Genomic DNA, 26464 nt, shown 5'->3' with positions numbered 1-26464 from the left:
GCTTGCGAAAGGTGTCGCGTGGGATATGCATTCTGCAGTTTTGATTGGGTTTGTATCAGGCGTGTTCTGCATGATGATTTGGGAGGACATTAGAAATGAACGCTGAGGAAAATCTCGATCTATCCCAACCCGTGCAAACGCGTGACGGGCGGCCCGTGACATTGTGGGAGCGTCGGCTCGCCAACGGCGATATAGTCGGAGTCATCCACAATACCGATGGTTTCGAATGGGCGACCGGTTGGACGCGCGAAGGCCGCCATCATCGCGATCGCATGCTTGACCTCGTAAGCGTCCCGCGCGAGCCCGTCATGCGGTCAGTGTGGGCCAGCGTTCACGCCCTCGCCGTCTCCCAGGCTTACGTCAAACTCAACCTAGAAGACACGCGAGAGATTGCGGAAAGGCGCGTCCAGCCGTGGCTAACGCCCGAGGGCGTAATAGAGATTATCTACAAAGATCAGCACGTCTTTGACGTCAAATTCCATCGTGCGGAGGCCCGCAATGTCTGACCTAGACGCGCTTATCGAGCGGGTGAGAAGGGCGAGCGCATGAGCACATGGTTTACCGACCAGCGCCAGGATTTCATCCGAGCGACGCTGGTCGCGTTCGGCCAGATCAGGCGCGCGGACATCGCTGAACGCTTCAAGGTCACTATCCAGATCGCTAGCAAGGACATTTCCGACTTCATGGCCGCGCACCCAGACGCCATCATATACGACGGACGAGCGAAAACCTACGTGTTGGACAAGGAAGCCCTCACCGCTCTCGAAGCGCAGGAAGACGGGAGGCGTGGATGACCTGCAGTTACCCAGGCATACTGCGGGCCGCGCTCGCAATAGCATATGATAACGGCGGCATAAATCGCTTTCGATCGGAGGCCCAGATGCGTCGCGAGTTTGACGCATGGCTGATCCGTCAGCCTAACGAGCTACTCGCCGAAATCGATCATTGGCTCGCTGGTTTGAGCGATGCTGATCTCGACACTGTGTGCTGCGGGGAAGAGTCAGAGATCGCTGCGTTGATGGAATCTGCGCCACCATTTACCGACGATCTTCTCAATGACTATTTTGATAAAGTTTGTTGAATGAGCAGCCGCCCAACATGCCCGCATTGCGGCCTCCCCGTTGGTTATCTGATCGATGGTAAATGGCACCCGGTCAAATGGTGCGGGCACAAGATCGATGGCGAGGTCTGGATTTTCGAGCCGGGAAAAGCGCCGCGGAAACGCGAGCAGAAAACGGGAGTCGGGAATGACGTGTGAGACATGCGGCGGGACTAGGCTTGTTTATACAGAAAAGTGGCCTTGGAAAGAGATCGAATGTTCTGAGTGCGAAGGCGGAGAGAAAGATCAAACGATGCGTGAAGAATTCGAATGGAGCACTGGCTTCTGCCTGAACTACCCTGCGGAGGCTTCGAAAGAGATCGCCCGCCTCCGTGCCGAGAACGAGCGGCTGGTGAAAGAATGCGACGACGCGAATGATGCTCTAACAATCGCGTATATGCAAGGAGCGGAAAGCGTTCGCGAGCGCATGGAAGCCGCAGAAGCCCGCGCCCAATCCGCCGAAGCCAAGCTGGCAGAGATGCGGGAGGCGGCGCGTGGGTTCATCACGGCATACGATGGGCAAGGAGATGCGTCAGAAGTCGCGCTACTAATCGATGCCCTCCGCGCTCTTGTCGAGAAGGGAGAGAAGTGATGGCGGTAAACGACAATCCTTGGCCTTATGGCTGCACAAAGCTCAATAGCTGCGCCAGGAACAAGCGCTGCATGTATGGTTGCGGACGGGATTGCGAAATTTCTGATTGGGAAATTGAAACAGCTAGCCAGGATCGTAAAGAAATACGTAAAGAAATAAACGAAAGGTTCTCCACCGCCGCTGCCATAGACGGGGATTTCAACGCCGGTGTCACTGCTTGCCAAGAATACCTCCGCAGCATCCACCACACGAACACCGCAGACATGCTCGAAAAGCTCAAGAAGGGGTGACGCCATGACGGACTGGAGTAATCAAAAATGAGCGACCAGATAATCCCCAGGGACTGTATCAAAGCTTATTCGCCAATCACCGCGCCTCGCGATGGTAGCCCCTTCTTGGGACTTCTCGTCACCGGCGAGAATGTGATCCTCAAATGGTGTGAGCCGTGGCACTGCTGGCACATGTGCGGAACGCCTGATCCTGATTACGATAATGACGAGTGGTTCGGCATCGGGATCAGCTTGCTCGACAGGTGGGCTCCGATTCCCACCTTGCTTGCGGAGTGACATTCTCGATAGTTGCTCGCGCCACTCAATTCCAGCGTTTTGCCGCTAAATCTCGACCTCCCGCACCGTCACAGTCCGCGTCACGCGGTAGACCCGCAGCGTGCCATCTTTGAACGCATACCACCACGGCTGACGCTCGCATCTCGGCGCCCATGCCTCGGCCTCGGCACGCGTTCTGAACCGCTTCGCGTCGTCCTTATAGGTTGTGGCTTTCGGGTTTCCTCTTACGTCCTCACTCAACCAGGCAAGCGTGTCATCCTCAATGATCAACCGTCCGCGCTCGGTCGTCGTGCGGCGGCAGCGGACGGATGCGATGACATATTCCTCGACGGTTTTTTGAACTCCTGCCACGGATTCCTGCTTGACATAATACCCCATACGGGGTATATATAACCATCGCCAATGAGGCGAGCCCAGAGATGGAGAACGAGGTGGCTGTTTTAACGCTGTTCGAGACCTATCGCGGCCTCAGGATTTTCACAGCCTGTGATGGGATGATTTTTGCCGAGCTGAATGGCGTCGGCGCGGCCCTCGAAAATTGCCGCACAATCGAAACCGCCCGCGAGGCGATTGATCGAATTCGCGAATTCGAATCGGCTCAAGAGGTGCCAGTCGTCGGAGAGCGCTGGGAAAACACCCATTACGGCCCGAGGAAATTCGTTACAGTCCTGACCGATGGCGACATGACGGTTGAGCGCGACGAGTTCGACGGCGGTCTGCGATTGATGGTCGCGGGAGAGTTCTCTGGATATGCATCGAATGGCGGCGATCCGCGCGAATTGATCCGAGCTGCTGTGGAACGGGAATCGTTGATCGCGAACGCGAATGCGTCCGCTGCTCGTGACGCCCATATCGACGTATAGTCTAAGGTCGGAGAGACGAATGTCTAATTTTAAATCGATTTTTGACGGCGTCACGGCGCAAACCACGAAATCGGAAATGCTCGCGCGGTTCGAACTTTTTGAAAAATCGCTCGACGCTTTGGCGTTCTCGCCTACGAACTACATCATTAATCGTAGTCATGCCGCTGGCAATCGCATCACTGCATCAGGCGGCGATGAGCCAGCCTACTACCCGAATTGCATGGATTCAAGGCTTGCAGCGCTCAGAAACGGAGGATGGAGGACGGCCGATTATGATCGAGGGTTCGACCCCGGCGCAATGCTCTATGAACCCGTCGTGACCATATTTTTCGCATATGAGACACTGCGCCGCTATCGCGGCAGCATTGAGGATTGGGACGGTAAAGAAAGCCGAAGTCCATCCTGGATGGTTGGACCTGCTTTCGTGAAACTCGGCGCGAGACTTGACTATGATTTCGCGCAATGCTCGCGATAATTTTGATCCACTCATCAGACGATGACGCCTGGCGAGCAGGCCAGTTCATTTTGAATGGTCGGCGACTGAACCTCAGTCGCCGGATGGAAATGAAAGCTATCGAGTCCGCGCTGACGCCGCGCGGGCTATGGCGCGTGACGCATTTTGTCGGAGATGTTCCATATCACCGCGCTCTACACGGGGTGAGAGATTACGCGAAAGCGAACCGATCCGGCTCACGCGGCGTATATATTTCATACGTCGTTACAGATGGAATCTATCTGGCCAAAGAGGATGGATCAGAGAGATTTATTCACATTCTAAATGGGCAAGCTCACAACATCTCAATAGAAGAAGCGAAAAAATGCCTAAGCGCCGCCGATAGGGATAAGATGACGAGAAAATCTCGAAAGAACTCGGCATGGATGGGACACCAAATGACCCCCGACGAATTTAGAGATGCGCGCGAGACGTGCGGCCTCTCTCTCGCTGACTGGGCCTATGCCCTCGGTTACAGGCACACTGAGCGAGTGAAAGCACGCCAACAAGCGTGGGACATGGAAAACGGGCATAAGGCAATCACACCGCCTGTTGCGCGGCTCGCGGAGATGTTCCGCCGCTATGGCGTCCCGGCTGAATGGATGAACGTCGAAGACGCGCGCAAACTGGCTAGGGAGCGCGGTTGACATAAGCCATGTATGTCCCTATATTAGGGGACATGGCGAGGGCGTTGCCCCGCCGAGATTGAGAGGGAGACCCCGATGGCCACGATTACCGCCTCCACCCCAACAGATCGCTGGTTTTGCCGCGCAGCGCTCGGCGGAATTGTCAAAATCACAGAAGATGAGGTGCGGGCATGTCTCGCAAACTAAGTCTCGGCGTCGACGTCCTGAGCGCAGCGCGTGAACGAATTGCGTTTGTTTTTGACTCCTTCCCGCGCGTCTACGTATCATTTTCCGGCGGGAAAGATTCGACCGTAATGCTCCACATGGTTATGGATGAGGCGATCAAGCGACGACGCGTCGTCGGGGTGCTGTTCGTTGATCTTGAGGCTCAATATCGGCTCACAATTGAGCATATCGAGGAATGCTGCCATCTATACGCCGATCACATCGATCCTCATTGGATCGCGCTGCCTATAGCGCTACGTAATGCCGTCTCTCAATTCGATCCGAAGTGGATGTGTTGGGATAGGTCCCGTCGTGACGACTGGGTGCGCCAACCGTCTGAACTATCCATCACAGACCCAAGCCGTTATCTGTGGTTTCGGGAGGGAATGGAATTCGAGGAGCTAGTTCCTGCGTTCGGGCATTGGTATTCACAGGGAGAGCTAACCGCATGCCTAGTCGGCATCCGCGCTGACGAAAGCCTAAACCGATTTCGCACGCTAATAATCGACAAAACACGATTCCAAAATCTGTCGTGGACGACATGGCTTGGCGGGTCTCTCTACAATGCATATCCAATCTACGATTGGAAGACAGAGGATATATGGACGTTCCATGCCCGTACAGGACGCGCCTACAACCGCATTTACGACCGGATGCACAAAGCCGGGCTCACCGTTGATCAGATGCGAATCTGCCAGCCATACGGAGATGACCAGCGCAAGGGGTTGTGGCTCTACAGTGTGATGGAGCCGGAGACATGGGGGCGCGTGGTGGCCCGCGTCAACGGCGCTAACAGCGGCGCACTCTACGCGCATGAGACAGGCGTCATGGCGGGGCGCATCAAGATCATTAAGCCGCCGGGGCACTCGTGGCAGAGCTACACTATGTTCCTGCTCGAATCTATGCCGCCAAAATCAAAATTGCACTTCGAAAACAAGATAGCAGTTTTCCTGAAATGGTATCAAACACGCGGTTATCCGAATGGCATCCCGGATGAGGCTGACCCGAAAGCGGAAGCGAAAAAGGAAATCCCAACATGGCGGCGAGTGTGCCGGGTGATCTTGAAGAACGATTATTGGTGCAAAGGCCTTAGCTTTGGCCAACATAAATCAACATCATACGAGAGATATCTGAAAGTCATGAAAGAGCGGAGGAAAAAATGGGGGATTTAATTTCTACCGCTGCGATCAATGACATAAAGCGTCATGCGCGCGAGCTGGCCTCCAGCATAGCCAAACTGGATCTGTCTGCGCGCATTGAGGCTCTCAATGAAGCGCGCGCCGAACTGCATGCAGTGAGCCCATTCGCGGGAGAGCCAGTAGATTATGTTGCCTGGGTAAAAAACGAAACAGTGAGCGCGAACGACTACAACCCGAATACAGTGGCTCCGCCAGAAATGAAGCTGTTGGAGCTTTCCATCTTGCAGGACGGCTACACGCAGCCGATTGTGACGCACGATCTAGGAGATAAGCGCGAGGTTGTTGACGGGTTCCATCGAAACCGTGTTGGCAAGGAAAGCAAAAAAGTGCGAGCGCGCGTGTCAGGATATCTCCCAGTCGTCACCATACGCGCCGATAGGACGGATGAAACGGCTCGCATGTCGGCGACAATCCGCCACAACCGCGCGCGTGGAAAGCACGGGGTTGAGCCGATGACTGGGATCGTTATGCATTTGTCGAGAAAAGGATGGGATGACGAGAAAATCTCGAAAGAACTCGGCATGGACGCAGACGAAGTTCTGCGCTTCAAGCAAGTGACCGGGTTGGCAGAGTTGTTTGCCGATCGAGAATTTTCAGAGGCATGGGATACAATATGACCCCTGATATGCTACGCGGGATCGGAGAGGCTATATACGGGCCAGAATGGCAACGAGCGCTCGCGCGCGCGCTGGGGCCCCGCCATCCTGATGGTCCACGCGAGTCGCTTGACGATCGGCTTGTGCGCAGATGGGCGAGTGGTGACAGGAGCGTGCCGAGTTGGGTGCCGGCCGCGCTTGCGGAGATGCTCGTTGAAGAGGCTGGTGAGATGCATCTCCGCGCCGCCGAATGTCTCCGCCTCGCCGATGAACTGAGACGCGCATGACGCTCCATGTGGCAATCGAGCACATCACCATCCTCACGGGATCCGCGCGAATTTCACGTCGCTCGGAGGTCTCCGACGACATTGTCGACCATATTCGCGCGGCTATCGCCGCCGGAGGCGATCTGTGGGATACCGGATGGCGCGTGCGACTGCACCAGGCGCCGGAGGGGTGCTGGGTCTACGAGTTGGAGAGCGCAGGCGAGCCCGTCGTCACATGCGTGCTGTGCGCTGACCCGGAGCGCTCTGCGGAGATGTGGGAGGCGGCGTCGCGCATAGGGACACTGCCTGGGACGGTCCTGCACCCGCCGACACAGATTCCATGGCTCGCGGCGGCGATAGCTCCGTCCGCAGCGCTGCTCTCCGACACGCATCGTCTCGTGTCACTCATGCGCGAGGCCGGCGATTTAGAGCGCTGCGTCGCTTGGGCGTTGCTGGAATAGGCGAGAAACGCAAAAAGCCCCGGTGGCCGCGAGGCCACCGGGGCTTGCCGCTCCCGCGGTCTTGAGGCGACGCCGCCGCGAATATCACAGATCGGGCGGCCGGCGCGCCTCTTTCCAGATTTGCACCCATGTAAGGATGATTTTGGAGACGACCAGGAGCCCAGCGAGGATCGGCCCCCAGGCCACAAACACATTGGACACGTCCTGTGCCGTCCAAAGCGGCGCTGATCCGACGACGCCGGCAGCGGCGAACGCCAATCGGTCGGATGCGGTCTGAAACATCCCGCCGAGCATATTCGATAGATGGTGAGACGGAGTCGGCACTGTGTTCCCCCAGCCATTTATTTCATAGAGCGACAAATCCGCGCCTGCTGATCCTGCGCGTCGAGATCATCGATCGCGCCGACAACATCCGGATCATGTGCGTATCGTTCAACCACGCGCGCGGCTCTCTCGAGATTTTGGCTCGTCAGCGGGACGTTGCAGATGCGAGAGAGCCCGACTTTAATTTCGGATTTCAGGACCGGCTTGTTTTGCTGCACGCTCTCGCAGCCGGCGAGCGATATCAGTAGCACTCCCGCCAACAGAGATTTGCTTTTGCGCATCGGCGATTTCGGCAATTGCTCCCTCCGTCTGGGCTTCTGCCTGTGAGGTCGCGGCGTCTCGATTGGCCGCGTCCCGCTCTTCGTCGAGCCGCCGCGTTCGCAGCGCGCCCAAGAGCACATTGAGGAGGGGAGCCAGAAGCTCCCCCACCAATTTGAGCCACGCGGGCATTACTTCTTCACGTTCTTGGCGTTGAGCCAGTTCATCGCGAGCGCGTCGATGAGCGCGCGGACGGCGCCCCAAACCGTTCCCGGCTGACCTTGCGGCAGAATCGCAGAGATGAAGCTGGAAAGGCCGCTGACGGCGAGAGGGACGAGCGCCGGCCAGAGGGGGGCGAGCCATGCGGGAAGGCCATCCGGCGCCGGGATAGTGGCGGCGTCTTGCGCCAGCGCCGGGAGGCAGAAGCACGCCATGCCGACGACGGCGCCGAGGCGGACGATTTCACGAATTTTCATTTCATATCTCCATTTTTGTGCATTTGCCGTGGCCCGGAAGTGCCGGGAATCGTCAGATGATCACCCAGTCTTCGGCGAGCATGTCGGTCTGCGACGCGAGCCAGCCCATGAGAATTTCTCCGGTCGCCGTCTTCATCGTGATGCACGGCAGCACGGTTGCGCACTGGTCGTATTGCTCGTCGGCGTAGGCCGCGTTGTTGGCCGACCAGAATTTGTCGGAACTGATCTTCCGTGGGCCGTCGCCGCTGAGCGAAAGCCACATGCCCTTTCCGTTCCAGCCCTCGCGGGCCACGCGCTTGCCAGCCTTGAGAGCGCGGATTGCATCACCAAAGTCCATTCATGTTCTCCATATTGAGGGGTTCCGCCCTCACAGTTGTCCCGGAGCCGCCGGGCGCGGATTAGTGAAGGACGGTCACAGAGACGCGCGCGACGCCCGCGCCGAGCATCCCAATGCGCGACGCCGCGCCGCGCGAGAGATCGAGGCTGCGGCCGGTCCAGGCCGCCGGACCGCGATCATTCACGCGGACCACGACCGAGCGGCCGCCCCGCGAAACCAGCAGGCGCGTCCCGAAAGGCAGCGTTCGATGGGCGGCGGTCAGGCCGCTAGCCCTGAAGCGCTCACCGCTCGCCGTAAGTGCGTTGAGATACTCGCCGCTGCCGTAGTAGCTCGCCGTCATGAGAGATGCGCCCACGGGGACACGCTGGGCTATTGAGGCACGGCTGCGGCGAGCTGGATCGGCGACGGCCGGCGTCGAGAGAGAGCAGACGAGCGCCAGCGCCCCCGCAATGAGGGTCTGTTTCATGGATAGGTCTTTCGTGCTATTGAGGATGTGCGAGAGCGGCGCTGCGAAGGCAGTAGCTAGGTTAGATTCCTAGGTCAGCTCTGGAGTGACGCGTCCTTCATGGGACGGAGTCCGAGGTGGGCGGTGCAATTCCGCTGTAGTGCCGTAGTCGGCTTCTGGGTGCGAGCCCCGGCCGCTCTCGCAATTCACCCACAATATTTCTTGCCAGTCCAATGGCCGAACCGGCCACTGTTCCCGCTGCGGTCTCCGAACATCAGACAATAGGCAACGATTGTCTTCCGGGCGATGCAGAGCGCGCCGATGAGCGCGAAGATATGCTCGATCATGCCGCGGCTTTCTGACGGGATTGACGAAGCGCGTCACGGAACGAATGCGCGTAGGCCGCGATGAGCCTCGCCTTGTCCGTCCCATTGATGATCCGCCGCGCGCCGATGTAGTCGACCTTGCCGTCGCCGATGTAGTTGGCGAGCTTCTTCCCCGTGAAAACGCCCTTGATCATCCCCTCAAAAGCCGCACGGAGCGCGATAGGCCACGTCATGAGGTCGCCGGGCTTCCTGGCTCCGAACTTCTTCGCGTTGGCCTCCCACGTCACCTGGACGAGCCCCTCTCCGACCCACGGATAATAGGGTTTGGACTTCAGATAGCGTTCGCCGCCCATCTCGCGAACCGGCTGCATCGTGTGCGCCGTTTCGTGCTTCACGGTCGCCAGAAGATATGCAAGTTCATCGTCGCTCATTTTCGGCCACGCTGAATCTCGATAATCGAGAATGCGCGTCACGCCGTCGACCTGTCCTTGCGTCATGCGCCCGGCGAACAAGGCGTGCCTTATGCGGTCGAAAAAATACTCGCGATTGATCGTAGTAGCGGCCATATGGCGCTCCTGGTTTGTTAGTGCTAGATTGGATAGGTGAAGGCGGCGGCGCGGAAACTTCCGGGCCAATACCCCGGTAACTGGCACAAAGCGCCCCATGCGGGATGTGCGATAGAAGCGTTACCCGCGCCCGATGCGGGGTGAACTCAGGCCGTAAGCATCTCGATAGATCGGTCCGCCTTCACACTTTACGCTTCCGTAGATCGTCCCATTTGAAGGGCGGGCGCTTCGCTTCCGCGACGCCGTCGCGTGCGCTCCACAGGATCAGCGCCGCGCCCATGAGCGACAGGCAAAGCACCGCTATCCAGAGCACATCTGTCGCCATCACAGCCTCCTGAGACCTTGCGCGAGGCAGAGCAGCCAATAGGCCATGGCGGTCGCGAACCGAATTCGAAACCGCCAGCGCGCTATCACGGGGCCGTAGTTCCGTCCGTGTAGACCCAGTTCGTCCCGTTACAGCGCGCAAACCACTTTCCGCTACCACCATCGGGGATGACGATGCGCGCGCCATTTGCATTCGATCCGCATGTCGGGAGCGAAGCGGCGGCAAACGATGGATCACGCCATCCCTCTACGAACCACGAACCACCGCCAGATGTCGCGCGCAGATCGACGGTCGATCCGATGTAACCGCTGTTTTCAGGCCACGTGTTTGAGAGCGACCGGCTGCGCGTAGGCCCATGGCATGAGCTCGTCGAGTTTGCTCGCGAGATGTCCGTCGACGATCTTCGCGAGGACATCGGCCATATAGGCCATCGGATCGACGCCGTTCAGTTTGCAGGTCTCGATGAGCGACGCGACGATCGCCCAGTTTTCGCCGCCTCCGTCCGAACCCGCGAAGAGCGCGTTCTTGCGATTGAGGGCAATGGGACGGATCGCGCGCTCGACGATATTGGAGTCGATCTCGGTGCGCCCGTCGTCGATAAAGCGCGTCAAGCCGTCCCAGCGTGAAAGCGCGTAGCGGATCGCCTCGGCGAGCTTGGTCTTCTGGCTGATCAGCGCGAGCTTCTCGCGCAGCCATGGCTCGAGGGCGTCGAGGATCGGGCGGGATTTTTCCTGTCGCGCTGCGCGCCGGTCGTCCGGGTTCTGCCCGCGGATGTCGCTCTCGATGGCGTAGAGCGCGCCGATGCGCGCCAGAGCCTCACTGGCGATCGGCGCGGGACCTGCTGCGGCGAGTTCGTAGAAGCGCCGGCGGACGTGAGACCAGCAGAAGGCGAGCGACACGCTGTTCTTCTGCGTCAGCGCGCGATAGCCGGCGTAACCGTCGACCTGCACGACGCCCGTGAAGCCGGCAAGATGCGTGAGCGGCTGCTCGGACTTTCGGTTTTGCGCATAGACATAGACTGCGATTGGCGGATCGGCGCCGCCCCATGGCCGGTCGTCACGCGCATAAGCCCAAAGTTGGCCGGTCTTGGTGCGCCCGCGCCCGGGGTCAAGCACCGGCGCCCTTGTCTCGTCGGCGAAGATTTTTGTCGACGATCTGATGTGTTCCAGAAGCCGCTCGTGCACGGGCCGCAAATGCCAGGCGGCGCGGCCAACCCAGTCGGCGAGCGTCGAACGGTCGAGGGCGATCCCCTGCCGGGCGTAGATCTGTGCTTGGCGATAGAGCGGCAAGTGATCGGCGTATTTGGAGACCAGCATGGGCGATTGTCGCCTCGGTCGGCAGGCCGCCCTCGATCAGCCGCGCCGGGGCCGACGCCTGCACGATAGCGCCCTCGCAGGCGCGGCAGGCGTATTTGGGACGCCGCGTCACCAGCACGCGGAACTGCGCCGGCACGACGTCGAGCCGCTCGGAGACATCCTCACCGATCTGATGGAGCGCCCCCTTGCAGCAGGGACAGGCTTTATCCTCGATGTCGACGATGGTTTCGATGCGCGGGAGATGCGCAGGCAGCGCGCCACGGTTCGTGCGGCGCTTTCTGGACGCCTTCTCGCGTTCGGTGGCGGACTTGGCTTCCTCCTCCGCGGCGGCGCCGCTTCCGTCTGTTCGACCTCTTCGAGCGCGAGCAGCATCTGGTCTTCGGGAAGGGTCTCGGCGCGTCGTCCAAAGCGATGGCGCTGCATCTCCTTGATGATCTGCACGAGACGATCGTTGCGCGCCCGCTCGGCGAGGAGCATCGCCTTCAGTTCGTTAGGATCGTCGGGAAGCGTCTCGACCGCCTGCGCCATAGACGCAGAAGACCATATTTTGTGCCGTCTTTCGACGCTCTCCGACGCCCTGATTCACTGTGTCGCATCATCCCGACAAGGCCGGCGCCGACGTCTCCTTCGCGCAGTGACGCGCCGCCAGTCTAGCCCCTCCAGCAGCGCCGAAAATTGCGCCGCCGACAACCGCATCACCCCGTCTTCGATCTTCGGCCAGCGGAACTCGCCGTCCTCCAGTCGCTTGGCGAAGAGGCACACACCCGTGCCGTCCCAGAAGACAAGCTTGATGCGGTCCGCCCTCTTCGCGCGAAAGACGTAGATCGCGCCGTCGAAGGGATCGCACTGTATCGTCTCGCGCACCAGCGCCGCGAGACCCTCCGCGCCCTTGCGGAAGTCGACCGGCTTCGTCGCCACCATCACGCGCACCGCGCCCGTCGGACCGATCATTTGGCGGCTTTCAACGCCCGGATCACCGCAGCGATGGTCTTTGCTTGCGCGCCGCGTCCGACCCGAACCGTGACGCCATCAACTTCAAGTTCGATCGTCGGCGTCGAATCGACTTCCTGGCGCACAGCGCGTCGTTCGCGTTTGGTGAGCGGCGCGGGCGCAGGCCCTTGCGTGACTGCGGGAACGAACAATGGCGGCGCGCCTACGTCCTCGCGAGCCTCGGTCTCTTTGCGCGCCTGACGACGCCACGTAAAAGCTGCTGCGGCGTCAGACCATGCCGCCGCGCCACTTCACAAACGCTCGCGCCCTCCGCGAAGCTCTCAGCGACAATCGCCGCTTTCTGATCCGCGCCCCACGTCCTCCGACGCCCCGAGCCCGTGAAGACCTCGATCCGCCGCGCCGGAAACGCTTCAGGCTCCGGCATATGTTTACGCTCTGAAATCGACATGTGTCGGAGCCCTCTATCGCTCCGATTATCGTCCCTACCGCTCGCTCAAAACAGGTGGGAGCAGAACAGCGCTTACGATCCGATCATGAATTGCAGGGGGATCGCCGGGGTAAGCCCGATAAAGCCTCCTCCGGAGCGCATCGCGCGAACGGTGGGGGAGAAGAAACTCATAAGGGAATTCGCCGGAAGGGCCGGCGTATTGCCGGCGGTGAAAGTCGCGCCAGAACCCCCGCCGCTGTCACTCGCCGATGCGGAGGGCGTCCCCACGCATCCTGTGCCAGGATTGGTGACGCGCACGCCGATAATGCCGCCATTGTAGATCATCGGCGTCCCAGCCCAGCCAGTGGGGCCGCTGCCGGAACACGTGACCGATATCGTCGTCGCCGCCGTGTAATTGCTGCCCGCCGCCGAGGGAGAAACGTAAAACACGGATCCGCCGCCGCCATAGTTCGAGAAATGGCGCGGGATGATCGACCGCACATCCGTCGAGTTCGACAGACCGAATACGCGTCCGCGCGGCCCGGAGATGACGAGATCGTAGATCACGTCGCCATTGGCGTCGGGGTCCACGAATTGATACGTCTGCCCGTTATCGTCATTGTCGGCGATATCGAGGCTTGAACCCTGCCCAGCCCAGATAATGTCGTTGGCGATAGTCGCGCCGCCGGACCTAACGAAATGGTTGTTATGCACAATGACCGGGCTGGCCGAGCCGCCGAGTTTGACGCCGCCGACATTGTCGTGCAGCCGGATTCCAGTCGTCGACCCCCGACATGACGATCGTGTTTTCGACGATCTTGATGCTCTTCGCAACCGTCGGCATCACAACGTCGTTGCCGTCTGTCTCTGTGTCGTATACGGCGAAAGCAGTTCCAGTTCCGCTCACTGTCGCGCGGTTGTGGGACACGTCGGAGATGTTCTGGCGCCGACGTTGTAGGCGGTTCCCTGATCTATCGTCACCTCGTTGTAGGCTATGATGCTGTTGTTCGAGCGCCGCAGTCGATGCCCCAAAGAGTCCCGAGCACATTTACCTTGTTGCCGCGCACGACCGGGCGCGTGGACAGCGCGCAGTTGATGCCGCCATATTGAACAACGCTGGCGTCGGATTTGTAAACGGTATTGTCGAGCGCCGCGACGTCATAGCCATAAAGCGCAATAGCGTAACCCGTATTGTCGAGAAAGCGGCTGTTGGCGACAGTGACATTCTGCGCGCGATTTACGCTTGGGTCATAGGGCGCGCCGAAGCCGCCGACGGTGATTCCGTCGCCGCCCGTCCGCTCAACCTGTAAATCCGAAAGCCAAATATCTTTGGAAAGGTTCGTCGCGGTCGGCGTGAGATAGGATTGCACGACAACGCCGGGGCCTGTCGTGTCGTGGATAAGGCTTGAACGCAAACTACCCTTGGTAACGCTGGCGAGATATACCGCGCCAAGCGTCTCGCAATTTGTTACGTTGATATTCACAATAGAAAATGAATTCTGCACGGCCGTGCCCTGGTTGCGGAGAACCAAGCAAGCGCCGAGCGTCCCGGAATTATTTTTGAATACGGAATCCTTAATCACAATATGCGTGTAGTCTTTGAACTGCACGCCCCACTGATCTGCGGTGACGTTCGCAGAATTCATATCGAACACTACGCCGTCAATATCTATATCTGTTGCGGATACGGTGAAGAAATCGCTGCCCGTCGCAGACGCGCGCTTGATCGTCGTGACGCCTTCGACACCGTGGAGCGTGAACTTCGACAATCCAGCGGCGGTGAAGTTCGAAACGAGACAGGTGACAGGGCCAATTGAGATCGGAAGTCCTGAAGCCGCTGCCCTTTGGAACGCCGCCGTATCGTTCGATACGCCGTTACAGATTGCTCCAAAATGCGTCTGGATGTCATATCCTATGCCACGGGAAGACCTCAGCGCATTACTGGCGATTCCTCGTGCGATGGGGTCTACGTCTGCACTAACCGGCGCTGAGGACAGCGCAAAAGAAAGGCCGCCATCATGGCGGCCAGCATCTGCGGCATCATATGGCGTCCTTCTATTTCTTCTCGTCGGCTTTCTGAACCGTCTTTCTGGCGTCTTCGATCTGCTTTCGAAGCGAGGCGATTTCAGCGCGCGCCTTGCCGAGCTCCACGCGGAGCTGCCCGGTCTCGACCAGATACTGGTTGGTCATTTCATCGACAGAAAGCGCGCTGGGCTCGGCAAGCGCCGGGAAGGCAACGAGCGCCATGAGCGCAACAGTAAACTTCTTCACGTCTTCCTCCTTATCATGGGCCGATGAGCCCATGGGCCGTGATGTCGGTCTCCAGCGCCCCATAGGTTCTGGAAAGCGTCTGGAGCGCATCGGCGATGGCCTGCACCTCCGCCTGAGTCGGGGATTGGAAATCGTCGCGGCGGTGTAAGTGGCGTAGGCGGAACGACTAATAGTGCCGGATACCGTTCCCCACCCCGTAACTCTGGCTCCGACAACCTTCGTCGATCCGGAGTAGAACGCCCCGTCGTTTCCAAGGAAAAATTTCTGCGTGTCGAGCCCGTCAGTGCTTACGCCGGCGATGCCGAATTGCGAGAAGACAAGGCCGAGGCCAGTGGATGCTGGCGTCGCGAAATCTCCTCGGATGAACCAAGCCTGCGATTGATCCGTGTTAGCGCCGAAAATCGCTTGCCCTTTGGAGCCTGTCGAAAGCTGGATGGCGTTGCCCTGCCGGTTCTGGAATGTGGTGGAATATGTGCCGGAGGCCGGAAAAGTTGTCTGCGAGAACGATCGCTTTCGTCGTCGGGTTATACCCGACCAAGGTCGACAGGAACGCAGGCGCGGCGACGGACACATACTGACCGCCTTGAACCAGGTCGATATCCGCGCCCGCGTCGAGTTGCGCGTTTTTCGAACCGTTCACATAAGTCACGTTGACCGTGTAATTCTGCTTCCCGTTCGTACCGTAGACTGCATGCGTCGTGATATTGATCGGGGCGTAAAATCCGGGGCGATGCACCGATACGATCGTCAAGCAAGATTGCGGAACGTAGAATGTCAGCGCCTCCGTGCTGTTATGCGTGTCGCAGTTGATGCCGATCGTGCTGTCCTGATAATTCGAGGCGTAGGGCCCAGTAGTCGTGGCCGGGCCGTAGGCGTTCGCTACGGCAAGCTCCATGCCAAGAGCTGTCGCATATTGCGAGCGTCGGACAACCTCGCCATAGAAAGACTCGCAAGCGGTCGTGCCGCTGGCCCCCGCGTCATATGCGCAGTCTACGCCCGCCGTGAAACCAAACGCTGAACGAAAAAGCGCATTATTGCCGTTGATCAAATAATTGTTCTTTACAACGCTGTAGCCGATCTGGCCCTTGTTCACGAGGTTCATGGTCGCGTCGCGCGGCATCCAACCCATGGACAGGTTGGTTCCCAGAATATTCGCGAGATCGGTGTAAGCCTGGCTCGTGGAATCCATGCTCATGCCGATGGCGTCGCCGATTTGGATGCGGTCGCCGAGTTTCGAGACCGCCGGCGGAGTCGCTAGGTTTGAGTAAAAGTCATTGCTCGGAACGCTCAGGAGCGAAAGCAGCTTCGAATTCGCACAGAAATTATCGGCTGCGAATGCGCACGTCGAGAATGCGACATCGCGCAAATCGACGCCATAGTTCGCAACGCGCGAGCCTGTGCCGGGCGCAGTGGTTCCGATGATGGTGCTTGAACTATCAAATGGCCATGTGGAATCAGGGCGGCCAAACCCGATGCCAAGCGTCCACGGCGTCAGTGTCGTATTGTCGCGAATGAACGTCATCATCGCGTCGTAAGTCGAGCCCTTGACGGCGTCGCTGTTGACCGAGGCGACCGTCACCACGCTCTTGTATTTTACACTCGCTCCAGACTGGACGGATGTGTCGAATTCCCCTCCGGTGACGCCGTTTACATATGTCGCGCCGCTTTCGAGTTGGGCGAGGCCATTGTTCCCGTAAACGTCTCCTTTCGACGTGCCGGAGTCTCCGCCGAGATTCGCGCTGACATAGGTCTGCGGGAACGAGGCGGAATGGAAGCAATGCGCCCCGCTGGTGCAAGGAAGCGGATTAGCGATAGTGAGGGTCGGCATGAAAGCATTGCGCGAGCCCTCTCCTGCCCCGGCTCCGATCACATGAGAGACCCAAAGGCCGTTGATGAAGGCTCCGGAGGTGGTGTTCGTCGCCGTGTCGGTCGGTGCGATAAGCGCATATGGTCCGAGACCGTTTCCTGTCAGCGACCCTTGCAAATAGAGGGATTGGTTCGCTGGGGAAAATCCTGTAGCCGTCGCATTCTGGCCGCTCCCCGATAGCGTCTTCCGCCAAACATCAACGGCGCCTGTCGTCGAGACATCTAAGATTGGATACCACTGCCCGCCAAGATAAATTCCGATTGTGCTGTTGGGAGAGCCTTCCTTCAGACCCATGGTGAGCGTCTTATAGTCGCTCGCCTGAGCAAATGACGCGACAATGAGGCTCGCGGCGAAAACCGCAAGGCGGAAAGCTTTCATGTTGCGGCGATCCTTTAGATGATCATTCCGGGGGCGAGATTGTAGGCGGCGTCAGCGGCAGCTTGCCCGATCTCGTCTTTGATGAAATTGTAGAGAGCGTCGTTTTTCGACGTTCTCCATCCCTTGTCCCAACTGATGCGAATGGCGTCGGATGGCGTCGCGTCTACGGCATTGTTGACCGCGTCATATGTGCCGAGCGTGCGCAGCGCATGATGAAGCTGCCCGACCCACACTGCGCCTCCGAATAGGGCCGTCGTATCCAGCCGGATCGTGTAGACGGCGCCTACCTTCTCCAGAACGAGCGGGCTCTCCACGATGATCTGAGCGGGGAATTTTACTTCATTCGTATGAAATCCCGACATCAGAACCCCTCATAGACAGGAAGATAGCCCAGGAGATAATGCGTTTTTGTCCCCGCCGTTTCGTATTTAACGTGCACGGCGTAGCGCCCATCAGAAAGAGACGACATAGACGAGGCTGGAAGGTCGATCGTGAGATAGCTATCGTTCTCGACGGTGACCAGGCCATCTCCTGAACTCGTGGCGTAAGCCTGCCGCCCGCGCGCATCCACGAAGACGATCGATGTTTCCAAATCCGCCGGCGGCGTTTCCCATAGCGGATCAGTATTGTCCTCAGATCGGAGCTGCGTCGCGTAATGCCAGTCTCCTTTGTTGGAGACAGGCGCACAAAGATCGTGCACCATCGTCATGGGCGCCCCTCACAGCTTCATATAGAATGTGACAAGGCGGCTCGGCTGCATGATGCTCGAGGGTAGGCCCTGACCGCTCGACTGGACGCTGATTCCGGTCATATCGGTTGTCGTGTTCCCTGAAGAACCGCCGCCGTTCGTCGCGCCTGCGGAAGCGCCTGCGGCATAATTGATGATGAAGTTCAGCCCGTGATCATGGCCGGGATCGGTGACGCTATGCGTATGCGCCGGCATCTCGGCGAGGGTTGCAGCCGCGGTTTGAGCCCCGGCATAGCCGCCGAGAAGCTGCGCGTCCGGGAAGAACGAGGCGCGGAAAGATTTCCCCGCCCCGCTGGTCCCTGCATATGCGGCATCGAGCGTCACCGTCGTCCCGCTGATGGCGGTAATCATACCGCTCGCAATGCTATCGATGATAATGGCCATGCCGCGCGCGAGGCCGGTAGCGCTGGCGACTGTGATTGTCGGAGAGCCGTTGGTCACCGTGCATGTGCCGGAGACCTGGATAGTGTTCGCCGCCGATGCTCCCATGTCGTCAGCGCCGACCGGGCGCGGCCGCGCATATCTGGGACGACAATCGTCTTGTTGGCCGACCAGTCGGCCGAGGCAGACGCCCCGCGCCCTCCGGAGACAGGCGCGAGCGAATTTGGCAGGGCATTCCAGAGATAAGAGAAAAGGTCTTGAGCCGCGCTGTTCGCGTATTCCGTCGCCCCGGATGAGGCATTGCCCACCGTCCGCCCGTTCATCCGCACCCAGCCGGAGCGCGCGGTTCCGGTGAAGTTGAACATCACGTCGCCGGTCTGAAAGATTTCATCTGCGGAGACGGACACGCCGCCGCCGCCGCCTGAACTGGGCGGGGCCGGGTTTCCAACGCGGGGGACATCGCGCAGCGGATAGTGAGCGGCCGTCGTGATACGCATACGATAGTCGATGAAATCGATGAAGACCGGCGGAAAGACCCCATTATAGTCCGCGACGACCGGCCACGCATGCGGCGTCGTCAGCTCATAGTCTTGATAGACGGTGAGCTTTTCCGACGTGTTGGCGAGGTAAAAATAAGCGAGCGCGCCATCGGCGATACGGCCTTGCTCGTCGTAGACCGGGGCGATTTGCGGGTTCCAGAGATGGGACATTAGTCTCTCTGACGATTGGATTGATTGTTGAAGATCACAACTGAGATGATGCGCTTACGGCGGCCTCTATGAAGAGTGGGCGCATTCACCGATCCAGCCATTTTCTTGTTGCATCTTATACGGAAATCCCGTATAGATTATCTCATGACGCAAGGCAGATTCGACCCCGCCAAAGACGCCGCAAACCGCGAAAAGCACAAGCTGTCGCTGGCCTTTGGCGATCGGATTTTCGAGGACGACAACTACCTGATCATTCCGTCCATCCGCGAAATTGACGGCGAGGAACGGTTCAAGGTTGTCGGAGTCGTCGAGGAGAAGCTGTTTACCGGCGTTTTCGTCTGGCGAGGCGATCTGCCGCGCTTCATCTCGGTGAATTGGGTAAGCAGGGTGACATCCCTTCACAACTTTGGTCCGTGGCGCCGGGGACTTCTCCCGGCGCCCCCGAGTTAGAGCTCTGGATGGCAGCTGGCCGCTGGTCAGAACAGCAGGACCAGACCCTGTCTGGTAATTTGCCGACAGCTGGAACCCACTAACCTCACCCCCCCCCCCCCCCCCCCCCCCCCCCCCCCCCCCCGGGACACATAGACACAGCCAAAAAAAAAACAGATTGCAATATATCCAAAAAAAAAAAGATGGGACTAGAAACCACAGCCGGGACATCTCTGACCTAGTAGGGATGGAGGCACTCCTCACAAGCAAAAACAAAACAGTTTTAAACAAAGCAGGGAATTTGCACGGTAGCAAAGTAGCCCCACCACCAGACAACTTAACCTCTGGCAGACCGCAGGACGAACGGGAGCCAAACTCTCTCCAGTGTTGAGACTGATCAGGCATCTCCATAGCAGTAATGGCATGGTTTTGTTAATGGAGGTGATTCCGTTCCTCAGCTGGGCCTCTGTTCATTCTTCTGAGCCCATGCCAGCCTCAAAAATGCAGGCTCCACCAAAGTGTGACTCTCAAGCCTTTGAGACCATTCTCAGGCGTGTGGTGTCCTACCACTTGGTGCATTCCTCATGGACCTGGCTCCCTGCTTTTTTTTTTTTTTTTTTTTTGTATTTTTGATTGTCCCGCCCTTTGCCGCGCTTCGTTTTCAAAACCTGTGCATCACTCAGGTTATGGGCAATCGCGACTGCAGCGATAGGTGCTTATGCCGCTTCATCCGCTTCTCCAATATGCTCAATGGAGATTTTCATGAGTGACACTTTCAAGGTCTACGATTTCGACCCTCGGAACCTTCCACAAGAACTTCTGTCAGCTATTGGCCTCATGGCCGCGTCAACCGCCCAGACTGAGCACATTGTCGAAATGGCCATCCACTGCTTTCTAGGTGTTGATATCGAATACGGTCAGGCCATTACATCCCACATGTCCATGCCTCAACGACTGAATTGCTTAATGGCCTCCGCAGAAATCAGAATAGACGATATAGAATCTCTGGTCGAACTTGAAGAAATCGTCGAGAAGATTGAGTCGTCATTCAATTTAAGAAACGCGGTCATCCATCACACTTGGTGTGTCGATCCGGAGACTGACCAGATTTCAACCGTAAAAACTTCTGCGAGAGGAACCGTCAAGACGGACTTCGTCCATATGACCGTCGACAAGGTCAAAGCGGACGCGCTCGTCGTCTACGCCGCTGGGATAAGCCTCATGGAATTTCTTATAGCGCGCGAATTTCGCCAAACGCTTCCGCCTATTGGCCGCCAACGTGGTCATAAGACTAAGGCGGCGAGAAAAATATTCCGAAAGAACAGATTGGACGGATCTGGGCGAAAGTGACCCATTGCTATCTTGTTCATTCATTTGCGTGTCCCTTCTTTCGTTGGGCCTCATTGGCGATGTAGACGAGGCGAGACGCTGCGGCAGTCATGCGCGCGCTCCCGACCGGCGCTTCCGCGAGAGCGCGAAACGCTTTTCCCGCCCGCGGATCAGTCAGAAGACGGGCAATCTCGCCTGTGTTCCGGCCAAGGTTCCAGCGGTCGAATGTCTCTTTGACGCGTGTCGGTAGCTTTAAGCCGCCGCCAGCGGCTACCGACGCCACTTCGCCAATTGGCGATCCGGATTTGAGCGCAGCGTTGATCTCTTGATTGAACGCTGTCTGCGAGCCAATGCGCTGGCGCTGCCCGGTCGCTTCCATGACTTTGAGCATCCGGTCAAAGCCGGGGAGGATAGCGTCGCCGCCGGGGAGCCCACGGATTGCCGCCGATAGGTTCTCAGCTTGCTGCGAGTTTCCGACAAGTTGCGCTCGGAATGACGCGCCGCCGAACTGGTTTGCTCCCGCCTGTAGATCGCGGGTCGCAGCGTTGAAGACGCTTTCGACATGGGCGCGGACGAGTTGACGCGCGGCCATCGGGTTACGCGCGGAGACTGCCTGCACGGCCGTCATGACTTCCGGCGCGCTATTCGGGATCGGGTTGCGGGGAAAAGCGCCTCGATCGCTCCTTTCACCTCCGGTCGTTCGGCGAGCTTTCCAATTGGGCCAGCCATAAGGGGCTCGAGAAATTGCGCGCGCATCGCCTCTTGCGCGCCGCGCGCTTGCGTCAATTCAGGCGATGCGGCCGGAATTTCGATAGGCGGTCTTCTGCGCGTCGCCATAGTTCGCCGCAGCGAGATTGGACGAATCCGCCTGTCCAGGAACGGCCGCGTTCGTCGCGCGCTCGCGAAGGCGACGTTGAACTAGATCGGCGACGACAGGGCTTTCATCCGGCAGTTGTGCAATCGTTCGGTTCAGCGCCGGGTCATTCCTGACCGCTTGCAGCTCGCGGGCGTAAAGCGGGTCAGCGGCGAGAGCCTGCGTCGCCGCCGGCCCCATGCTCTGCTGTTCGGCGGCCTGATACAATGGCCGCGTGCGGCGGTTGATGGACCCCTGAACGTCCTGGATCGTCCCTTGCGCGGCCCGCTGCACTTGCGGGCCGATCATGGATGGATTGGCGGGAGCCGGCGCAATTCGATCGATCGCCGCGCGCCCGGCCTGCTCCACCTGCTGCGGCCGCTGCGCCATCAAGTCGCGTAGGCCGCCATTGCCCTCGACGATGCGCTGAAGATCGGCGAGGCCGGTGCCGCCCTTGGTGACGGCCTGCGCGGCTTCCGCACGGGTCAGATCGACGCCCATCGTCTTGGCGTCGCGCATCAGCGCTTCCATGGCGTCGAGCTGCGATGACGTCATGCCGCGGGCCGCTGACATGACCATTGCGCCCGGCGTCCGGCTGTGGGCGAGAGCGGACAGGCCGCCAGCGCCGATTCCCGCGGCGACGCCAGCCGCTGCGGGAGCCCATGCAGGAAGACTACCTTCCGCCGCCAATTCCTTCGTGGCTTCGACAGCTGCGCCGGGCGCCACGGCGTATTTCGCGACGTTCCCGGCGCGGGCGGCAAGGCCGGCCCCGCCGAGCGCCGCCAAGGGAGCAAGTTCGCCGATGGTCCTGGCGTATTCTCCGGCGGTGGTCTGGGGCCGGTAGTTCATGCCGGGGACGATGGCTTCTAGGGAGCCGACCGTATCTCGCGAGGTTGGGGCGGTTTCGCGGCCGAAGATGCGGCCGAATAGCGAGCGCTGGGGGCTCGAAACCGAGCTTCCTACCGATAAAGCGCGAAGCCTCTTGCACGTCCCCGACAATGCCAGGGAAGGTCGCGACCCCGCGCTCTAAACCGGAAGCGGTTGAGCGCCCGACGTCTTCCGCGACTCCGGGTTTCTCGCCACTGGCGGGTGTGATAGGAATATCGTCGAAAACCCCGGCGAACTGGCTTTTTGCCGTAGCTGCCGGAATATCGTCGAACACTCCTTTGAACTGAGACATTATGAACCGATCCCATCAAGCATGGCTGCTTATCCAGTCAGTTGTGATGCTGGCTGTTGGAGCTTGGCTTTATGATGTCCTGAAAGATGCGAAAGAAATCGCTCCCGGCAATAAAGCGCTGATCATTTCTGTTATTTCTTACGTGTGCGCATGGCTCACGACGAAGGTCATAACCTTGACGGGTCGAATCCTAGGCTTTGGATTTTCTTTACTACGGCGTCGCGAGGCTTCCCCGCCTTCAAAGCGGATTGAGCCTCACTTATGAGATCGGCGGGAGGCGCCTTGAGGTCACCCACCTGGTTCGCCTGACCTTCGGCGCCCTTCTGCCGCACGGCGAACTCAGACCTGACCTTCTTAAACGCCTCATAGGGGCTCGGCAGGGCGCGCAGTTCCTTGATCGCGTCCTTATAGGAGATCTCCCCGGTCTGAGCACGTTCCGCGATTACCGCGCGATCGATCTTGCTTTGCGCGAGGCCAGCAAGCGTCGTCTGGATGATCGCGTTGCCCTCCGGCGTGTTGATGAGGCTCGGCAGGCTGTTTCGGAACATTCGCGCGTCATAGTCGGATGTGGCGCCAGAGCCCGGAACGCGCTGTTGCGGCGTCATCTTGTCGACAAGAGCGCTGTAGGCTTCGACCTGTCCGACATTCGCGCCTAATTTGATCCCGTGCGACGCGAGCCATCCCTGAAGCGCCGCGCCGCCGCCCGTCGAGATGTTGCCGCCAATATCGCGCAGCTCTTTAATCATCGCCATGTCTTGAGCGGCGGCGCTCCCTTCGTCTGAAAGATCCTGGAACCTCTTGGCGAGGCCTTTCCCGGTTTCCTTCGTGAACTCACTTTCTCCCCGGCTGTCGATATTAACCTGCGTATCAGGGCCTGCTTTCTGAACGCGAACTTGCCCCGTTTTTGCGTCCCGCTGGACGACGCCTTTGAAATCTCCAGGGAGGCCAACGTCAGTCGGGCGCACCGTGGCCCAGCTTTCGCGGTCGCCTTCCTTCAGCCGAAAATCGATGGCGTCGAGACGCTGTTTGACGGCTCTTTGCATCGTCTCGCTGCCCGGCATGATGCGAGAGAGTCGTTCACGCTCGGCGACAAGAGCCGCGCGCTGGTCTTGCGGGACGGCGCTTGCGGGAATCGCGCCGGAAGCGTCGGCGACTTGCACGGGCTTCGCGCCGCCAAGCGCTTGCGTAAACCGATCGACATAGCCGCGGCCCGTCATTCCGTTGACGTCGCTGGCGCTGACCCTTGCGCCAGCGGCTTCCCGGTAAACCACATGGATGCAGCATCCTGCGGATTGCCGTATTTCTGGACATAGCCGCCGAAGATCGTATCGAAGGTCTTGTCTTGCGCTGCTGGGTCCGCGAGAAACTGATCTGGCGTCAGCGAGTGGCCAAGCGCCTGCAACGTCCATTGCGGGACGTTTTTCCCCATGACTTGGTAACGGCCATAGGCGCGATCCCCGCCGGTGACCGGGCCAAGAGCCGAATAGTCGCCGCTCCCCTTGCTCTCGATTGAAGCGATCGCGTCTCGATAGGAATTGGGGGACGCGCTGCTGCCAGCCGGATTCGGTGTGACGCCTCCCGTCATCCCGCCAATGCCGCCGAGCGCCTTCCGCGCCTCGTCGTCGAGCGTCATCTGACGGCCAAGATCAAGAAGCTTTAGGCCGGAACTGAGATCGCCCCCGGCCAACGCCTTTTTCGCGGCTCCGGCGTAGTCGCCACTGCCGATAGCCGAGCCGAGATCAGATAGCAATTGCTGCTGGCGCTGCGACTCGCCAAACTTCTGCACGCGGTCGCCAAGGCCCGTCAGAAGCGAGTAAAGCTGCATCCCATCAACGGCCATCAGAACATGTTCCCCTTCGGGAGAGGGTTGCCGAATAGACCGAAACCAATATTTTTCAGCCCGTCAGCAACCCCAAATGGGTTCCCTTGCAAAACGCCCATTCCGAGATTGAGCCCGCCAAGGATGCCGCCGAGAAGGCCATTTTGATTTTGCTGCTGGCCCTGCTTCATCATCATCCCACCGAGGTCTTCACTGAGATTGTTCCAGACACCAGCGGCGTTGGAGCCGTAGTTCATGTCAATGCCAGCTTGCGCTCCCTGACGACTGGTCTGGCCCTGAGCGGCGTTGAAGCCCATCGTGCGCCGCCGCCGATGCGGGACAGCCAATCGCCGAACTTCTGATCGGCGAGGTTCTGTCCGAACTTCATCAGGTCCATCGAGTTATTGCCGCTCGCGAGCATGCCTCGCGACGCCGCAGATCGATTGATCGCCTCGAGCCCAGTGTCGAGTTCGTTCTGATAGCTCGGATTGGCGGAGCGGAAGGCGTCGAGCGCCGTCTTGCTCCCGTCTGCGCCGTTCAGCCCGAGCCCATTCCCGAGCATGGCGAGGCTTTTGTCGCCAAAGCCCGTATAAGGCGTATAGAAATTCGTATCGAACCGGCTCTGGGCATTCTTGTAGCCGTCGCCAAGCGCACCAAGAGCCTGCTGTCCGCCGACCATGCGGGCGAGCATCGCGAGTTGCTGATTGTCGGCCATTACGGGATGAGCCCTTTCATCTCTTCAAGGACGGCCATCAGCTCGACCAGGAAGGTATACCATTCGAACGAAATCTTTCCCGTTCCAGGATTCACGAAAGGGACATCCGGAGGGGGAGCGAAGGAAGATTTTTCGTCACAGGCATCAGTAGGGCGCCTCAAAAGCGGTAAACATGGCCCCGCCAAGCAAGCCGACATAAACGGGATCGCTCACCTTCAACCGCCACTGCCGGCCATAGACGGATGTGCGTCCTGTCCGGTTCACCGCAATGCGGTTGGCGTATTTCCCTTGCTGCCCGAGCTTTCGAATGAGCGGGACAGACCAGGACGCCCCGCCGTCATCACTCCATTCGATGGAGACGGATGGGTCGTAATCCGTGTTCGGATCGCCTTGCGCGATTCCGGTTCCCGCCGCAAAATTGAAATCCGCGCGCGGCACATTGAAGCGCGTCGGGAACTTCTCGACAGGAAGGCTCGTCGTCTCCCAGATAAGCGGCGACGCATCCTCTCGATAGGCGTCTTTGTCTGGGCGGAAAATATATCCCGTCGCGGCGTCGCCGATCAGCCAATCTCCCCACATATAATGCGACTGAGACGCGCGCCATGTCGGGGACAGATAGCTCTGCCTCTCCTGCCATGTCGAGGTCAGGAGATCGCGAACCCAGCACCATTGCGAGCATTTCAGCGCCCAAAACGGATGCCCAGAATTCATGAAAACGAACGCTTGTAGCTCGTCCTTGTTCGCGAGCCTTTGAAGATCGTTTTCGATATCATGGTTGGAAATCCGAACCGGATTGTAGCCGTCGAGCGCATAGACGATATTGTCAGAGCCGACCCAGATCAGGCTTTGCGTGAAATTGCCTTCCCACCCGGCGACAGCGTTCGTCGCGGCGAGCCCGCGAGGAATGACCGCCGCGCGGTTGAGAGGGAACCCAGAAGCATTTACCGGCCGCCCCCATGCTTCGATCGTCTCTTCCTTCATCAGGAAGAGTTGGCCGCGATAATAGACGCCACGGCGCAATTCTCCGGAGGAGGATTCGGCTTTCAC

At 59.1% G+C, this 26464-nt stretch carries 40 protein-coding genes and 1 pseudogene; 14 read left to right on the top strand and 27 right to left on the bottom strand.

The window, feature by feature from the left end:
- Nucleotides 1-95: 95 nt before the first annotated feature.
- From ACV7JP_RS02430 to ACV7JP_RS02405, 6 genes are all read left to right on the top strand, one after another.
- The gene (locus tag ACV7JP_RS02430; protein ID WP_457797668.1) at nt 96-506 is read left to right on the top strand and encodes a hypothetical protein; all 411 of its coding nucleotides are present in this window, start codon (nt 96-98) and stop codon (nt 504-506) included.
- Between the two features lie 39 nt (nt 507-545).
- Nucleotides 546-794 (top strand): hypothetical protein, encoded by a 249-nt coding sequence (locus tag ACV7JP_RS02425; protein WP_457797667.1) that lies wholly within the window; start codon nt 546-548, stop codon nt 792-794.
- A gap of 86 nt (nt 795-880) precedes the next feature.
- On the top strand, nt 881-1081 hold the full coding sequence (locus ACV7JP_RS02420; protein WP_457797666.1) for a hypothetical protein: 201 nt from the start codon (nt 881-883) through the stop codon (nt 1079-1081).
- Between the two features lie 271 nt (nt 1082-1352).
- Nucleotides 1353-1691: a hypothetical protein gene (locus ACV7JP_RS02415; protein WP_457797665.1), complete on the top strand. Its 339-nt coding sequence runs from the start codon at nt 1353-1355 to the stop codon at nt 1689-1691.
- Nucleotides 1691-1981: a hypothetical protein gene (locus tag ACV7JP_RS02410; protein ID WP_457797664.1), complete on the top strand. Its 291-nt coding sequence runs from the start codon at nt 1691-1693 to the stop codon at nt 1979-1981. Before ACV7JP_RS02415 ends, ACV7JP_RS02410 begins: the two co-directional genes overlap by 1 nt.
- A 27-nt stretch (nt 1982-2008) precedes the next feature.
- Complete coding sequence (locus ACV7JP_RS02405) at nt 2009-2257, top strand: hypothetical protein (protein WP_457797663.1); 249 nt, start codon at nt 2009-2011, stop codon at nt 2255-2257.
- A gap of 45 nt (nt 2258-2302) precedes the next feature.
- Here the strand turns inward: ACV7JP_RS02405 and ACV7JP_RS02400 are convergent, their stop codons facing one another.
- Nucleotides 2303-2635, bottom strand: coding sequence for a hypothetical protein (locus ACV7JP_RS02400; RefSeq protein ID WP_457797662.1), 333 nt, complete (start codon nt 2633-2635; stop codon nt 2303-2305).
- A gap of 41 nt (nt 2636-2676) precedes the next feature.
- Here ACV7JP_RS02400 and ACV7JP_RS02395 point away from each other — a divergent pair, with 41 nt between their 5' ends.
- The 6 genes from ACV7JP_RS02395 (at nt 2677) to ACV7JP_RS02370 (ending at nt 6986) form a co-directional block, all read left to right on the top strand.
- Nucleotides 2677-3120: a hypothetical protein gene (locus ACV7JP_RS02395; protein ID WP_457797661.1), complete on the top strand. Its 444-nt coding sequence runs from the start codon at nt 2677-2679 to the stop codon at nt 3118-3120.
- 19 nt (nt 3121-3139) lie between these two features.
- The gene (locus tag ACV7JP_RS02390; protein ID WP_457797660.1) at nt 3140-3595 is read left to right on the top strand and encodes a hypothetical protein; all 456 of its coding nucleotides are present in this window, start codon (nt 3140-3142) and stop codon (nt 3593-3595) included.
- A complete protein-coding gene (locus ACV7JP_RS02385) occupies nt 3583-4260 on the top strand; it encodes a hypothetical protein (protein ID WP_457797659.1) in 678 nt (225 codons plus the stop codon). Before ACV7JP_RS02390 ends, ACV7JP_RS02385 begins: the two co-directional genes overlap by 13 nt.
- Before the next feature lie 170 nt (nt 4261-4430).
- Entirely contained in the window at nt 4431-5636 is a 1206-nt protein-coding gene (locus ACV7JP_RS02380) for a phosphoadenosine phosphosulfate reductase (protein WP_457797658.1), read from the top strand.
- Nucleotides 5624-6280: an IbrB-like domain-containing protein gene (locus ACV7JP_RS02375; protein WP_457797657.1), complete on the top strand. Its 657-nt coding sequence runs from the start codon at nt 5624-5626 to the stop codon at nt 6278-6280. Before ACV7JP_RS02380 ends, ACV7JP_RS02375 begins: the two co-directional genes overlap by 13 nt.
- 262 nt (nt 6281-6542) lie before the next feature.
- On the top strand, nt 6543-6986 hold the full coding sequence (locus tag ACV7JP_RS02370; RefSeq protein ID WP_457797656.1) for a hypothetical protein: 444 nt from the start codon (nt 6543-6545) through the stop codon (nt 6984-6986).
- 341 nt (nt 6987-7327) lie between these two features.
- Here the strand turns inward: ACV7JP_RS02370 and ACV7JP_RS02365 are convergent, their stop codons facing one another.
- The 19 genes and pseudogenes from ACV7JP_RS02365 to ACV7JP_RS02275 form a co-directional block, all read right to left on the bottom strand.
- The gene (locus ACV7JP_RS02365) at nt 7328-7606 is read right to left on the bottom strand and encodes a hypothetical protein (protein WP_457797655.1); all 279 of its coding nucleotides are present in this window, start codon (nt 7604-7606) and stop codon (nt 7328-7330) included.
- A 153-nt stretch (nt 7607-7759) separates the two neighbouring features.
- The gene (locus tag ACV7JP_RS02360) at nt 7760-8044 is read right to left on the bottom strand and encodes a hypothetical protein (RefSeq protein ID WP_457797654.1); all 285 of its coding nucleotides are present in this window, start codon (nt 8042-8044) and stop codon (nt 7760-7762) included.
- 52 nt (nt 8045-8096) lie between these two features.
- Nucleotides 8097-8381: a DUF2829 domain-containing protein gene (locus ACV7JP_RS02355; RefSeq protein ID WP_457797653.1), complete on the bottom strand. Its 285-nt coding sequence runs from the start codon at nt 8379-8381 to the stop codon at nt 8097-8099.
- 61 nt (nt 8382-8442) lie between these two features.
- A complete protein-coding gene (locus ACV7JP_RS02350) occupies nt 8443-8847 on the bottom strand; it encodes a septal ring lytic transglycosylase RlpA family protein (protein ID WP_457797652.1) in 405 nt (134 codons plus the stop codon).
- A gap of 185 nt (nt 8848-9032) precedes the next feature.
- Entirely contained in the window at nt 9033-9173 is a 141-nt protein-coding gene (locus ACV7JP_RS02345) for a hypothetical protein (RefSeq protein WP_457797651.1), read from the bottom strand.
- The gene (locus tag ACV7JP_RS02340; RefSeq protein WP_457797650.1) at nt 9170-9817 is read right to left on the bottom strand and encodes a hypothetical protein; all 648 of its coding nucleotides are present in this window, start codon (nt 9815-9817) and stop codon (nt 9170-9172) included. The genes ACV7JP_RS02345 and ACV7JP_RS02340 overlap by 4 nt, the downstream gene beginning before the upstream one ends.
- A gap of 82 nt (nt 9818-9899) precedes the next feature.
- The gene (locus tag ACV7JP_RS02335) at nt 9900-10043 is read right to left on the bottom strand and encodes a hypothetical protein (protein ID WP_457797649.1); all 144 of its coding nucleotides are present in this window, start codon (nt 10041-10043) and stop codon (nt 9900-9902) included.
- 314 nt (nt 10044-10357) lie between these two features.
- A pseudogene (gene tnpC, locus ACV7JP_RS02330) lies at nt 10358-11887 on the bottom strand (IS66 family transposase).
- 54 nt (nt 11888-11941) lie between these two features.
- Nucleotides 11942-12310, bottom strand: a complete 369-nt coding sequence (tnpB, locus tag ACV7JP_RS02325) for an IS66 family insertion sequence element accessory protein TnpB (protein WP_457797227.1) — start codon at nt 12308-12310, stop codon at nt 11942-11944.
- Nucleotides 12307-12435 carry a hypothetical protein gene (locus tag ACV7JP_RS02320; RefSeq protein WP_457797107.1) on the bottom strand — a complete coding sequence of 43 codons (129 nt, stop codon included), beginning with the start codon at nt 12433-12435 and terminating at the stop codon, nt 12307-12309. The genes tnpB and ACV7JP_RS02320 overlap by 4 nt, the downstream gene beginning before the upstream one ends.
- A 77-nt stretch (nt 12436-12512) precedes the next feature.
- Nucleotides 12513-12734 (bottom strand): transposase, encoded by a 222-nt coding sequence (locus ACV7JP_RS02315; RefSeq protein WP_457797106.1) that lies wholly within the window; start codon nt 12732-12734, stop codon nt 12513-12515.
- Nucleotides 12735-12830: 96 nt separating this feature from the next.
- On the bottom strand, nt 12831-13451 hold the full coding sequence (locus ACV7JP_RS02310) for a hypothetical protein (protein WP_457797648.1): 621 nt from the start codon (nt 13449-13451) through the stop codon (nt 12831-12833).
- Between the two features lie 278 nt (nt 13452-13729).
- Nucleotides 13730-14506 (bottom strand): hypothetical protein, encoded by a 777-nt coding sequence (locus ACV7JP_RS02305; protein ID WP_457797647.1) that lies wholly within the window; start codon nt 14504-14506, stop codon nt 13730-13732.
- 286 nt (nt 14507-14792) lie between these two features.
- Nucleotides 14793-15008 carry a hypothetical protein gene (locus ACV7JP_RS02300; RefSeq protein ID WP_457797646.1) on the bottom strand — a complete coding sequence of 72 codons (216 nt, stop codon included), beginning with the start codon at nt 15006-15008 and terminating at the stop codon, nt 14793-14795.
- 388 nt (nt 15009-15396) lie between these two features.
- Entirely contained in the window at nt 15397-17253 is a 1857-nt protein-coding gene (locus ACV7JP_RS02295; protein WP_457797645.1) for a hypothetical protein, read from the bottom strand.
- 14 nt (nt 17254-17267) lie between these two features.
- Nucleotides 17268-17615, bottom strand: coding sequence for a hypothetical protein (locus tag ACV7JP_RS02290; protein WP_457797644.1), 348 nt, complete (start codon nt 17613-17615; stop codon nt 17268-17270).
- Nucleotides 17615-17962 (bottom strand): hypothetical protein, encoded by a 348-nt coding sequence (locus ACV7JP_RS02285; RefSeq protein ID WP_457797643.1) that lies wholly within the window; start codon nt 17960-17962, stop codon nt 17615-17617. Before ACV7JP_RS02285 ends, ACV7JP_RS02290 begins: the two co-directional genes overlap by 1 nt.
- 9 nt (nt 17963-17971) lie before the next feature.
- Nucleotides 17972-18385 (bottom strand): hypothetical protein, encoded by a 414-nt coding sequence (locus ACV7JP_RS02280; protein WP_457797642.1) that lies wholly within the window; start codon nt 18383-18385, stop codon nt 17972-17974.
- Nucleotides 18386-18438: 53 nt separating this feature from the next.
- Nucleotides 18439-19092, bottom strand: coding sequence for a hypothetical protein (locus tag ACV7JP_RS02275; RefSeq protein WP_457797641.1), 654 nt, complete (start codon nt 19090-19092; stop codon nt 18439-18441).
- Nucleotides 19093-19236: 144 nt separating this feature from the next.
- On the opposite strand from ACV7JP_RS02275, the gene ACV7JP_RS02270 reads away from it, so the two are divergent.
- Both ACV7JP_RS02270 and ACV7JP_RS02265 read left to right on the top strand, forming a co-directional pair.
- Nucleotides 19237-19542 carry a BrnT family toxin gene (locus ACV7JP_RS02270; protein WP_457797640.1) on the top strand — a complete coding sequence of 102 codons (306 nt, stop codon included), beginning with the start codon at nt 19237-19239 and terminating at the stop codon, nt 19540-19542.
- A 741-nt stretch (nt 19543-20283) separates the two neighbouring features.
- Complete coding sequence (locus tag ACV7JP_RS02265; protein ID WP_457797639.1) at nt 20284-20871, top strand: hypothetical protein; 588 nt, start codon at nt 20284-20286, stop codon at nt 20869-20871.
- 16 nt (nt 20872-20887) lie between these two features.
- Here the strand turns inward: ACV7JP_RS02265 and ACV7JP_RS02260 are convergent, their stop codons facing one another.
- The 7 genes from ACV7JP_RS02260 to ACV7JP_RS02230 form a co-directional block, all read right to left on the bottom strand.
- Nucleotides 20888-21478 (bottom strand): hypothetical protein, encoded by a 591-nt coding sequence (locus ACV7JP_RS02260; protein WP_457797638.1) that lies wholly within the window; start codon nt 21476-21478, stop codon nt 20888-20890.
- 159 nt (nt 21479-21637) lie between these two features.
- Entirely contained in the window at nt 21638-22552 is a 915-nt protein-coding gene (locus ACV7JP_RS02255) for a hypothetical protein (RefSeq protein WP_457797637.1), read from the bottom strand.
- Between the two features lie 498 nt (nt 22553-23050).
- Nucleotides 23051-24154: a hypothetical protein gene (locus ACV7JP_RS02250; protein ID WP_457797636.1), complete on the bottom strand. Its 1104-nt coding sequence runs from the start codon at nt 24152-24154 to the stop codon at nt 23051-23053.
- A complete protein-coding gene (locus tag ACV7JP_RS02245) occupies nt 24097-24723 on the bottom strand; it encodes a hypothetical protein (protein WP_457797635.1) in 627 nt (208 codons plus the stop codon). Before ACV7JP_RS02245 ends, ACV7JP_RS02250 begins: the two co-directional genes overlap by 58 nt.
- Nucleotides 24723-24959 (bottom strand): hypothetical protein, encoded by a 237-nt coding sequence (locus ACV7JP_RS02240; protein ID WP_457797634.1) that lies wholly within the window; start codon nt 24957-24959, stop codon nt 24723-24725. The genes ACV7JP_RS02245 and ACV7JP_RS02240 overlap by 1 nt, the downstream gene beginning before the upstream one ends.
- A complete protein-coding gene (locus ACV7JP_RS02235; protein WP_457797633.1) occupies nt 24956-25417 on the bottom strand; it encodes a hypothetical protein in 462 nt (153 codons plus the stop codon). Before ACV7JP_RS02235 ends, ACV7JP_RS02240 begins: the two co-directional genes overlap by 4 nt.
- A gap of 144 nt (nt 25418-25561) precedes the next feature.
- Entirely contained in the window at nt 25562-26464 is a 903-nt protein-coding gene (locus ACV7JP_RS02230) for a hypothetical protein (protein WP_457797632.1), read from the bottom strand.

The sequence above is a fragment of the Methylocystis sp. S23 genome (assembly GCF_054106005.1).
The sequence above is the reverse complement of the archived record's forward strand: the minus strand, read 5'-3'. Positions and strand labels throughout refer to the sequence as shown.